Source organism: Neolewinella lacunae, from assembly GCF_014349155.1.
Classification (GTDB): Bacteria; Bacteroidota; Bacteroidia; order Chitinophagales; family Saprospiraceae; genus Neolewinella; species Neolewinella lacunae.
On sequence record NZ_JACSIT010000115.1, the window covers coordinates 117,414 to 128,544 of the forward strand.

The 11,131-nt window shown below is 59.9% G+C and carries 6 protein-coding genes; 3 read left to right on the forward strand and 3 right to left on the reverse strand.

The window, feature by feature from the left end:
- Positions 1–127: 127 nt before the first annotated feature.
- Positions 128–952, reverse strand: coding sequence for an NAD(P)-binding domain-containing protein (locus H9S92_RS12695; RefSeq protein ID WP_187467084.1), 825 nt, complete (start codon positions 950–952; stop codon positions 128–130).
- Positions 953–1,142: 190 nt separating this feature from the next.
- The gene (locus H9S92_RS12700; protein ID WP_187467085.1) at positions 1,143–2,768 is read right to left on the reverse strand and encodes a C1 family peptidase; all 1,626 of its coding nucleotides are present in this window, start codon (positions 2,766–2,768) and stop codon (positions 1,143–1,145) included.
- A 279-nt stretch (positions 2,769–3,047) separates the two neighbouring features.
- Here H9S92_RS12700 and H9S92_RS12705 point away from each other — a divergent pair, with 279 nt between their 5' ends.
- Positions 3,048–3,761: a LytR/AlgR family response regulator transcription factor gene (locus H9S92_RS12705; RefSeq protein ID WP_187467086.1), complete on the forward strand. Its 714-nt coding sequence runs from the start codon at positions 3,048–3,050 to the stop codon at positions 3,759–3,761.
- Positions 3,762–3,880: 119 nt separating this feature from the next.
- Here H9S92_RS12705 and H9S92_RS12710 read toward each other — a convergent pair whose 3' ends face one another.
- Complete coding sequence (locus H9S92_RS12710) at positions 3,881–5,998, reverse strand: ATP-binding protein (RefSeq protein ID WP_187467087.1); 2,118 nt, start codon at positions 5,996–5,998, stop codon at positions 3,881–3,883.
- A gap of 493 nt (positions 5,999–6,491) precedes the next feature.
- Here H9S92_RS12710 and H9S92_RS12715 point away from each other — a divergent pair, with 493 nt between their 5' ends.
- Positions 6,492–7,511 (forward strand): phosphotransferase, encoded by a 1,020-nt coding sequence (locus H9S92_RS12715; protein WP_187467088.1) that lies wholly within the window; start codon positions 6,492–6,494, stop codon positions 7,509–7,511.
- Positions 7,512–7,716: 205 nt separating this feature from the next.
- Positions 7,717–11,031, forward strand: a complete 3,315-nt coding sequence (gene secA / locus H9S92_RS12720; protein WP_187467089.1) for a preprotein translocase subunit SecA — start codon at positions 7,717–7,719, stop codon at positions 11,029–11,031.
- Positions 11,032–11,131: the final 100 nt, after the last annotated feature.

An 11,131-nucleotide genomic window follows, 5' to 3' on the forward strand; every position in this document is an offset into this window, starting at 1 on the left:
GGTTTTTGGGAGGCACGTTCCCTGATGAATACGGCTTTTGGACGGAGGCTGGCGGGAAAGTCACGGGGGGCGGTAGAGTTTTTTTCGTCCCGCCCCATTTTACAGGGGCAAGACCAGGCTCGTAACCTCAGAAGCCTCCCTCCAGCGCATCGAAGCGTGGCTGCCAACCGAGCCTTCGCAGGCGCGTGCTGTCCACCACTTTGCCATCTGCTCCGCCCGCGAGCTGGCCCGCTACCGGAAGGCCCAGAGCGGCGGCGGCGGCGGTGTAGAACGTTCCCTTGGGAGGATGGGCGGCGGCACAGACGTTGAAGGTGCCCGTGGGCAGGTCGTGGGCCAGCAGATGCCGGATGGCGGCAATGACGTCTTGCTGTACCACCAGATTAACCGGGGCGTCGCCTTCGGGGATGGGCCGGTCGCGGCCCCCGTAAAAACGCCCGGGGTGGCGGCCCGGGCCTGCCAGACCCGCCAGGCGGAGGATGGTGAGGTGCTCAAAATGTTCAGTCAGCCAGGCTTCGGCCGCCACAACGGCCCTGCTCGACGCGGAATCGGGGGCTACTGGCGTTGCTTCAGTTACCCGGCCCGTAGTTGATCCGTAGACGCCCGTGCTACTGGTGTACAATACGGCTGGGCTTTGGTCGAAGTGCTCCGGAGCCAAAAGAGCCCGCAGTTGGTCCAGGTAATGCCCCGTGGCCGCCTCTCCCAGCTGTCGTCCGCCGGGGGGAAGGGTGACGATGACGAGCTTGCAATCGCGCAGCAACTCCGCTGGCGGGGGCTCGGGGAGCTGGAGGGACCAGGCCGTGCCGCCCGCCGCCGTGATGGCCGATAACGTTTCCGGCGAACGGGAAGTCCCCGCCACCGTATAGCCTGCCGCCACCAAATCTGCCAGCAAGGGCAAACCCAGCCAGCCACAACCTATAATGGCAATGCGCCAGTCTTTTGTATCCTTTTTCATTGCCCAAAGGTAGCCGCTGCCCTACGGAAAATCCACCGCCCCGCTGGGTTTTCATCCAGCGGAGCGGCGGGGTGCAGAGCGCTTACCCTTTTCGGCTTTAGCTCTTCGGAAGTCAGCAGAGCGTCTTTTTCCCTGCACCTGCGGCCGCGCCCAATTCAACTATTGGATAAAGGGTGTCTCCGGCCCTTCTTTAATAAGAGCAGGTCATTGGCGCATACTCCGTATCGAAAATGGAACCCCAGATTTTGTAGCAGGCCTGGATGGAATTGGAATTGAAGGTCTTATCAAAATCCAGCCCATCGAGCACGGCAATGCCACTCACCCGCAGGCGCACGTTCCTGGCCTGCTTCGGGATCTGGTGCTCAAAGCTGAAAAATGCAGAGATGTCTTTCTCGAATTTCTCCTGCTTCCCGTTGAGGGTATACGTCAGGGTAACGGTGGCTACGTACAGGGCTTCGCTGTAGACGGTGACGTAATTCGGGGTGGTGATTTCGTAGCCATCGAGCCGATCGGCGTAAACCACGTAGGCCTCAAAAACGGCGCGGGGTACGTGGTCGTAGCTGATCCAGCCGTAACCATCGTCCCCCCATTCCGTCCCCCAGGAGTTCTGCAATTTGAAGGCGCGTTTGCTATCGTCGTAGCCCATGATGACCATGGCGTGGTTGGCGTGCTGTCCGTTGGTTTTGCCCGCCCCGCCGTTCCAGACGTAGCCCCGGCGGCCCTCCATGAAGGCATCCGTCAGGTTGGCCCCAATCAGGATGGGGTAGCCCTGGTTGAGCAGTATTTTGAGGTTGCGCTCGGAGAGGTCGGTGATCAGGGCGTATTGATCAATGCGGTTGGCGGCGGCCAAGGGGTTAACGGGCATTTTATAGTTGTCCACCGTTCCGCACCCGTTCTGGTCGGAATAAGGCTCCATGATCAGCGGGGCAATGCCTTCGTAGCGGAGCAGGTCGAGGGCACCCCTTCGTTCCGGCGTCCCTACAAACCAGCTGCCATTGCTGCAGTCGGCGTTATTGACGTTTACCCGGTTGAAAAGGTATTCGGGGCTGCCAATTTGCATTGGATTGAGGTCTTTGGTCCCCAAAAAATAATAGCCCAGGCCACTGCGCTTTTTCATTTCGTAGCTCATGATGCCGTAGCCCAGGGCCCAGGCCACGCAGCTCCCTTCGCGGCCCTGGTTGCCGATGGGGGGCATATCGAGACTGAAAACGCCCGCCCTGGGGGCGGCGTTGCCGGGGGCGGACCCGACCTTCTTTACGTAGGCCTGGATGGCCGCTGGGGTAGGTGTGGCCCCCAGGGCGAGTTTAGAGACGTCGCGGGCCGGGCCCGGGTTGGGCTGAGGCTGGGGAGCAACACCCGGCCGGTAGCCTTTGAGTTCCCACTGAGCGGACCACCAGTTCGCTTCAACGGGGCCACACTCCAGACCCGCGTTCTGGATGTGTAAATAGGTATTGCGCCAGCGGTTTTTGAGGCGGACGAAATTGCCTTCCGCGGGCTCAATCTTCCACTGGGCCGACCACCAGCCAGGCTCAGCGGCCTTGGCCTCGGTGGGGCCACTATCGACGTTTTGCAGCAGGTAGGTACCCCGCCAGCGGTTCTTAAAACGCACGAAACCACCGCCCGCATCCTCTACCACCCAGTCTTTAGACCACCAGCCGGGCTCGGTAGGGCCCGCCTGCGGAGTGGCGTCCTGTACGTGTACCGCAAAGGTGCTTTTACCGTCTTTTTGCCAGCGGTTTTGGATCTGGACGAAGTTCTGGGCGCAGAGCAAACTGCCGGAAACTGCCAACAGCAGCGTAAAAATGATCGTTTTCATAGCGAAGCGAAACTGAGGGGTGAGGGAATGGGGGAGCCTCGTGAGGCCCCTTTTAATAGCCCAAATTTGGGGCGATCAACCCCGCCTGCAACCGGCTTCAGGCACGAACGGGCGCCGGCGCGGCACCAGCGGGCGGGATCTTGGGCAGGAGTGGGGAGCAGGTGGCGCGGACGCAGGTGCAAGGGAAGTTAACGGCCGTGGACGGGGCAGGCCCTGATGACCACCGACTACAGGAATGCCTTCCTCAAGCCTGCATTTTCCCTATCTTCGCAGTGCACGATGAATGTACTGATCGTAGAAGATGAACCCCTGATGGCCAGCCACCTCCAGCTCGTGGTGGAGGGTTTGGGCTATGCTGTGGTAGGAGCGGCCAGCACCGCCGAAGCCGCGCTCGCCCTGGTGCGGAGCCAGCCACCGGATCTCGTACTGATGGACATCAACATCGACGGTGCCTATGACGGGGTAGAGACGGCCATTTCCATCCGCGAACTTCACCAGTGCCCCATCATTTTCATTACCGCCCGGTACGATGAGCAGAGTTTTCTGCGCGCCAGTCGGCTTGGCCCCGCCAATTTCTTGCTCAAGCCATTTGAGGATAACCAGGTCCGCCGCGCCATCCAATTGGCCAGCAGCAGCCCAGCACCCGTTGCCGCTGCCCCTCCCGAAGAAGATGCGCACTTCTACGTCAAAGTTGGCCACAAGCTGCGCAAAATCGCCATTGCCGAAATCCACTCCGTTGTCGCCGATGGTCACTACTGCGCAATCCATACTCAGGCCAATCGCTACCTGATCCGGATGTCCTTTCAGGAAGTGCAGGAGCGCCTTCCGGCCGAGCGCTTTCTGAAAACGCACCGGAGCTACCTCGTCAATGAACAGTACGTCGAATCCGTCGATTTACGCGACAGCGAAATCATCCTCACCAACGGCCAGCGCGTACCACTAGCCAAAAGGGAACGGGAAGCTTTCCTGCGGCGGGTGGATAAATTTAAATAGACGTCAGTTGGATACGGCTTTTGCCTGGCGGCGAAGCATTCCCTTGCCCCCCTCGCAGGCGTGCGGTTGCTGGAAGGGTAACTTTTTTTTGCCCAAGACAAACGCCAGTCCGGTCTTCCTCACCGGGGCAAAAAAACCGAAAAAGTCGTCCCCTGCCCCACTACGGAGTTTACCTCAAGGCGTCCTCCGTGCAGTTCGGCCATTTCCTGGCACAGGATGAGGCCCAGGCCAGTGCCCGTTTTTCTTTGCCCGCTGCCGGCCTTCCCGCGGTGCAGTTGAAATAAGCCCGCCATTTCGTTTGCGGGGATGCCCGGACCGCTGTCACTGACGGTGATGACGTCCATTCCTCCCGTGCGCCGGTGGGCTACCACCACGGCGGCGTCTCCGTGTTCAGGACTGAATTTAAGGGCATTAGCAATGAGGTTGCGCAGGATGGTTTGCAGGGCGTTGTGGTCGGCCAAGACCGTACACTCGGGGGGCACTTCGTTGCGCAGGGCCACGCTTTTGCCCTGCGCGGCGGGCGCGTAGAGGGCGAGGTTTTCGGCGATGGTTTCCCGCAACGGCAGGGTTTCCTTTTGCAGGGTGATGGCCCCGGCCTGGCCCAGTGCCCACTGCATGAGGTTATCGAGCAGGCGGTTCAGCTGCCGGGCGGTTTGGCTGACGAGGGCTACGGTTTGCTTCACCCCTTCGGTATTGCCCCGGGCGTGGAGGGTATCTACCTGAAATTCGGCGGTTTGCAGCGCTACGATGGGGTTGCGCAAGTCGTGGGCAATAATGCTGAAAAAACGGTCTTTAGTGGCGTTGAGTTGGTTGAGCATCTCGTTTTGGCTGGCCAGTTTATGGCGCGCCTTGCGGAGTTGCCAGTAGAAGAAGCCCCCCATGAGCAACAGGAGGGCGAGCAACGCCGCAGCGGTTTGGTACTGTTGGCGGCGCGCCTCGGCCACGGCACGTTCGCGGTCGAGGCGCAGAATCTGGTTTTCTTTTTCCTGGGTTTCGAATTGGTTGTAGTACAGCAAAAGAGCATCGTTGCGGTTGGCGCTCTGGATGCTGTCTTGCAAGCCCAGCAACTCCTGGCTGAAAAAATCAGCCTGCCGGTAGTCGCCCCGCCGGCGGTAGAGTTCGGCCAGCAATTCTGTATACATCAGGCGCTCGGCCGGGTCGTTTTTCGCAATGGCGTCTTGGTAGAGTGCGCGGCCCGTCAATTCGGCGGCGGCCAACTGGTCTTGGGCCAACTCGGAGAAAAACTGCGACTGCCGGTAAATAAAATTCCCCGCCAACTCCAGCGAAGAATTGCCCCGCTGAAAAGCCGTGAATTGCCTGAAGTAGTAATCCAGCGAATCCACCTGCCCCAGGCGGTAATACGCTTCGATGCTGCCCTGGTAGGCGTAGGGAAACATACTGGCCCGGGCGGCCGCCGGGAGTTCCAATTCCAGCACCCGCAGGTAACGGCGGAGGGCCTGGGAATAATTTTTGGTGAGCAGCAGATTGCGGCCGATATTGATCTCCGTCAGGCCCTGGTTGATGGGGTCGGGGTTACTGTTCAGGTTGCGGTTAAAGTAATCCACCGCCCGGTCGTACAGGCCAATCTGGCTGTACACAATGCCGAGTTCGGTATAAAACTCACCTACCTTCGGGGCCTTAATCTTAAGGCCTGCCAGCCCGTTGAGGCCATCGTTGAGGGCCTCAACCGCAGAGATGAACTGGCCGCTGGCGTTAAAGGCTTTGCCCAGGTAACTGTAGATGCTGATGGCAAAGGAATCGCGGGGAAAGTCCTCGGGGGTGTCCAACAGCAGCTGGAGCGCCAGCGAATCGTAGCGGATGGATTGCGGGTACTGCTGGGCGAAGAAGGCCGACTTGGCCGCTTCGTGGTAGATGCTTACCCTGGTTTCGGCGGCTTCTACTTCCTCGATGCGGGAAGCGTAGTGCAGGGCCAGTGAGTCGGCAAGGCCGAACTGCCCCATTAAGTTGGCCGCCCCAATGAGTTCCAGCACGACCGTAAACTCCTGCTGGCCAGCCCGCAGCCGTTTGCTGAGGGCTAATCTTTCCTGCTGAAGGCCAACCGGGTCGCTAAACGCTTGTGGGGGGAGGCCGTTGGTGCAATCTTCTAAGTAGCGGGCCTTTGCCGCGTCATCGGGCAAAGTAGCGGCAATGGCCAGCAGCGAATCGGTACCCAGCTGGGCCGCCAGCCGGGTAGCGATAACCAAAACCAGCACCGCAAATACGGTTGTTCGGAGCATGAACTAGGGGTTGCGAAGAAGGATAAAGACCCCGAAAGTTAGCAAAAACCTGGTTGGGTGTGAAAACATTGACTGGCGCCTCCACTTCCGCCTGGCTCGACCCATCCGGCGAGCGGCCACTTTGGCAGTACGGAACGGGCGGAAACCGAGCACCCATAGGGTTGTACGCAAAATGTTTACAAATGTTTGAAAACAAATAAAAATGCGCAAAAAAAGTTTGTAAACAATGTTAGCTCCACCTACCTTTGCCCAGGCCATTGCCCCCGGGGCGGGCCGAAGATCCTGTGTTTTGAGTGAGTATTTAGGGGAGGGACCTATGGGGTCCCTCCGCTTTTTGGGAGGGTTACGGCCTCCCCCTGCTCCTTGTCCCTTCCACTGCACCTGCGGCCGCGCCCCGGTGCCCTTTTAACCATCGCAAAATCGACTCCCCGGTTGAGCCCCGCTGAGGTTAACCCCAAAATCGCTTACCTTAGCCAGCAGTACAAAAACGACCATGACCGACGACGCACAACGCTTTAAAGACGCCACCGGCAGCCCCTGGATGCTGACCGCCGAAGACCCCACGCGTGTGGACGCCTACCTGCGCGAACGCAACTTCCTGGGCCCCGCCGAAAGTGTTACGGCCCTCTCCCGCGCCGGGGAAGGCAACATGAACGTGACGCTGCGCGTGAAGACGATCGAGCGGCAATTCATCCTCAAGCAAAGCCGCCCCTGGGTGGCCAAATACCCTACGCTGCCCGCCCCCGTGGACCGCATTCTGGTGGAAAAAGCCTACCTGGAACGCACGAGCTGCGTACCCGCCCTGGCCGCCCATACGCCCGCGCTGCTGGCGGCCGATCCCGAAAATTTTGTCCTGCTGCTCGAAGACCTCACGGGGGCCGAAGACCTCTTGCGGGCCTACGACCACCGGCAGCCGATCCTGGCCGAAGAACTGCGCGCCATGCTGGCCTACCTCTCGGAATTGCACCAAATGGCCCCGGGAGACTTCCCCGCCAACCTGCCCCTGCGGGAACTGAACCACGCCCACATTTTCGTGCTGCCCTTCCGGGCCGACAACGGATTTCCGCTCGACGACTTCCTGCCCGGCCTGGCCGAAGTGGCCCGACCATATCAACACGATGCCGACTTAGCCGCCCGCGCTGCCGCCCTCGGGGAACGCTATTTGGCTACAGGATCCTGCCTGGTGCACGGCGATTTTTACCCCGGCAGCCTGATGAGCCGGGGCGGCCACCTCTTCGTCATCGACGGTGAATTTGCCCACCCCGGCCATCCGGAATTCGACCTCGGCGTCCTCACCGCCCACCTGCTGCTGGCCGCCGCCCCCGCCGAACAGCTCCAAAGCATCGATCAGCACTACCGCAAACCCGCCGGGTTCGACACCGGCCTGGCCCGGCAGTTTTGCTACGTCGAAGTCCTGCGCCGCCTCATCGGCATCGCCCAACTGCCCCTGGCGCTCACCCTCGGCCAGCGCAAAGCCCTCCTCGCCCAGGCGCACCAGGGTCTACTGGACTAAACCATGCCTCCTTTCACACCGTTTTCTTCTACGAAGTGACATTTTGGCGGGTCGCGCGCTTTGGCGTGGTATTCGCGCTCGGCTCGCCGGGCCGTGGTATCTTTGTGGTCCGTTAATCTAAAAAAGACAGCTCTTTCCAGTTCCCGCTTCTGGATCCGGGCGCTGCCGCAGGTGCAGGGTTGAGCTTTTAAAATACAGCAATGATATGTTTAGTGCCCTGAAAAAACTCTTTGGATCCAAGCAGGATCGGGACGTGGCCAAGTACGAGCCCGTCGTTAAAGAAATCAACGATGTTTTCGTTACCCTTGCCACCCTTTCCAACGATGAACTGCGGAACCGGACCCTCGATCTGCGCAAGCGCGTTAACGACTACCTGCACAACATCGACACCGAAATTGCGCAGTTGAAGGAACGGGCCACCACCGAGGCCGACTTCCGTGAAAAAGACCGCATCTACAAGGAAGTCGATCGCCTGGTAAAACAACGGGACGAAGAGCTCGAAGTGGTGCTCAACGACATTCTCCCCGAAGCCTTCGCTACCGTCAAAGAAGCCGCCCGCCGCCTCAGCGAGGGCGAACTCCGGGTCACCGCCACCCAGGCCGACCGCAACCTGGCCGCCAACCCCAAAAAAGACCACATCCGCATCGAAGGCAACGAAGCCATCTACAGCAACAAATGGACGGCCGCCGGCGGGGAAATTGAGTGGAAGATGGTCCACTACGACGTCCAGCTCATCGGCGGTATGGCCCTCCACGAAGGTAAGATCGCCGAGATGCAGACGGGAGAGGGTAAGACCCTCGTGGCCACCCTGCCCGCCTACCTTAATGGCTTGGCCGGCACCGGTGTCCACGTCGTTACCGTCAACGATTACCTCGCCCGCCGCGACGCCGAGTGGATCGGGCCCCTCATGGAATTCCTCCAGCTTAGCATCAGCTGCATCGATTATTTCCAGCCCAACAGCCCCGAGCGGCGCGCCGCCTACGAGTGCGACATCACCTACGGCACCAACAACGAATTTGGCTTCGACTACCTGCGCGACAACATGGCCCGCTCCCAGGCCGATAAGGTCCAGGGCAAGCACCACTACGCCATGGTCGACGAGGTCGACTCCGTCTTGATCGACGACGCCCGTACCCCCCTCATCATCTCCGGGCCCGTCACCAACAGCGTAGACGACCGCGACTACGTAGAACTCAAGCCCAACATCGAGCGCCTGGTGGCCGAGCAGCAGAAGCTCTCCAACAAATTCCTCACCGAAGCCAAAAAGCTCTTCCGTGAAGGCTACATCGGCGTCGAAGAAGGCGAAGCCGGGATGGCCCTGTTCCGCGCTTACCGCGCCCTGCCCAAGAGCCGCCCCCTCATCAAGTTTCTCTCCGAAGAAGGCGTCCGCGTCCTGCTCCAGAAAACGGAGAATACCTACATGGCCGAGAACAACAAGCGGATGCCCGAGGTAGACGCCGAATTGCTCTTTACCATCGACGAGAAAAACCGGCAGGTGGACCTGACGGACAAAGGCGTCACCTACCTCTCGCAGTACCATCAGGACCCCAACTTCTTTGTGATGGCCGACCTGGCCACCAACATGGCCGAGGTCGATAAGCGCACTGACATCAACGCCGAGGAAAAGGCGTTGATGAAGAATAAAATCTCCCAGGAGTTTGGCGTCAAGTCCAAGCGCTTGCACGCCATTCACCAGCTCCTCAAGGCCTATACCCTCTTTGAGGCCGATAGCGAATACGTGGTCATTGACGGGCAGGTAAAAATCGTCGACGAGCAAACGGGCCGCATGATGGAAGGCCGCCGCTACAGCGATGGCCTTCACCAGGCATTGGAGGCCAAAGAAAACGTCAAGGTGGGCGAAATTACCCAGACCTACGCCACCGTTACGCTCCAGAACTTCTTCCGGATGTACCACAAGCTGGCGGGCATGACGGGTACGGCCGAAACCGAAGCCGGCGAATTCTGGGACATCTACAAACTGGACGTCGTCGTCATCCCCACCAACCGCCCTGTCCAGCGCAAAGACCAGAACGACCTGATCTACAAAACCGAGCGGGAAAAGTACAACGCCGTCATTGACGACATTACGGCTTTGAGCCAGGCGGGCCGCCCCGTGCTGGTGGGTACCACCTCGGTGGAAATCAGCGAGAAGCTCAGCCGCCTGCTGCAAGTGCGCGGCATCAACCACAACGTCCTCAATGCTAAGCAGCACCAGCGGGAAGCCGACATTGTGGCCGAGGCGGGCCGGCCGGGCAAAGTGACCATTGCCACCAACATGGCGGGCCGGGGTACCGACATCAAGATCAACGAGCAGGTCAAAGCGGCGGGCGGATTGGCCATCATCGGCACCGAACGCCACGACAGCCGCCGGGTGGACCGCCAGCTGCGCGGACGCTCCGGCCGCCAGGGAGACCCTGGCTCCAGCCAGTTTTACGTCAGCCTCGAAGATAAACTCATGCGCTACTTCCAAAGCGAGCGCATCGCCAAGTGGATGGACCGCGCGGGGCACAAGGAAGGCGACGTCATCCAGGCCGGTATCGTCACCAAATCCATCGAAAACGCCCAGAAGAAGGTGGAGGAAAATGCCTTCGGCGTGCGCAAACGCCTGTTGGAGTACGACGATGTAATGAACATCCAGCGGGAGGCCATCTACCGCAAACGCAACAATGCCCTGAGCGGCGAACGCCTCAACCTCGACCTCAACAACATGTTCGAGGGTTTGATTGACGACATCGTCTTTGCCGCCAAAAAGAAGGGTGATTACGATGCCTTCCGCTTCAATATCCAGCGCTACCTCGGTTTCGATACCCAGCTCCAGGCCGCCGACTTCCGCGAAAACAAAGACCTGAACGCCCTGGCGGACCGCCTGCTGGAAGAGTTCCAGTCGTTCTACCAGCGCAAAATGCTCGTGCTCGTCGATCGCGTTATGCCCACCATCCGCCGCGTTGTGGAAACGGAGCCCGGCCGCTACAAGCGCATCATCATTCCTTTTACCGATGGCAGCACCCACCCGCTGATTATTACGGCCGACATCGAAAAGGCCGTGGAGACCAACGGTCGCAGCATCATCTCCGATATTGAGCAGACGGTCACGCTGGCCATCATCGACGACCACTGGAAGGAGCACCTCCGTTCGATGGACGAACTGAAAACGACCACTTCCCTCGCGTCGTTTGAGCAGAAAGACCCGCTGGTGGTCTATAAGATGGAAGCCTACACGCTCTTCGAGGGCTTGGTACGTTCCATCAACGAGGCCACCACGGCCTACCTGGCCAAAGGCGACCTGGTCATTCAGGATGAGCGCGACATCCAGGAAGCGCGCGTGCCCCGCCGCGTGGAAGCCCCCCGCACCATCACCAACCGCAGCCAGGAAGTACAACAAGCCGCCCGGGAAGCCGGAGAAGCCGTCAGTCGTCCCCAGAAGGTGGAAACCTTCCAGCGGCAGGAGGCCAAAATCCAGCGCAACGACGCCTGCCCCTGCGGCAGTGGCAAAAAATACAAGCACTGTCACGGTAAGTAAACCCTTAGTGGTAGGCTGTCTAATTAGCCAGGCCGCAGCCGTACTCACTTTGGCCAACCGGGGAGGCTCAAGCGCTTAATAGGTCGAGACCCTCTGGGTC

Coding starts and splice junctions, on each gene's coding strand:
- H9S92_RS12700 (WP_187467085.1), bottom strand. CDS start 2,768: ATGAAAACGATCATTTTTACGCTGCTGTTGGCAGTTTCCGGCAGTTTG.
- H9S92_RS12695 (WP_187467084.1), bottom strand. CDS start 952: ATGAAAAAGGATACAAAAGACTGGCGCATTGCCATTATAGGTTGTGGC.
- H9S92_RS12705 (WP_187467086.1), top strand. CDS start 3,048: ATGAATGTACTGATCGTAGAAGATGAACCCCTGATGGCCAGCCACCTC.
- H9S92_RS12710 (WP_187467087.1), bottom strand. CDS start 5,998: ATGCTCCGAACAACCGTATTTGCGGTGCTGGTTTTGGTTATCGCTACC.
- H9S92_RS12715 (WP_187467088.1), top strand. CDS start 6,492: ATGACCGACGACGCACAACGCTTTAAAGACGCCACCGGCAGCCCCTGG.
- secA (WP_187467089.1), top strand. CDS start 7,717: ATGTTTAGTGCCCTGAAAAAACTCTTTGGATCCAAGCAGGATCGGGAC.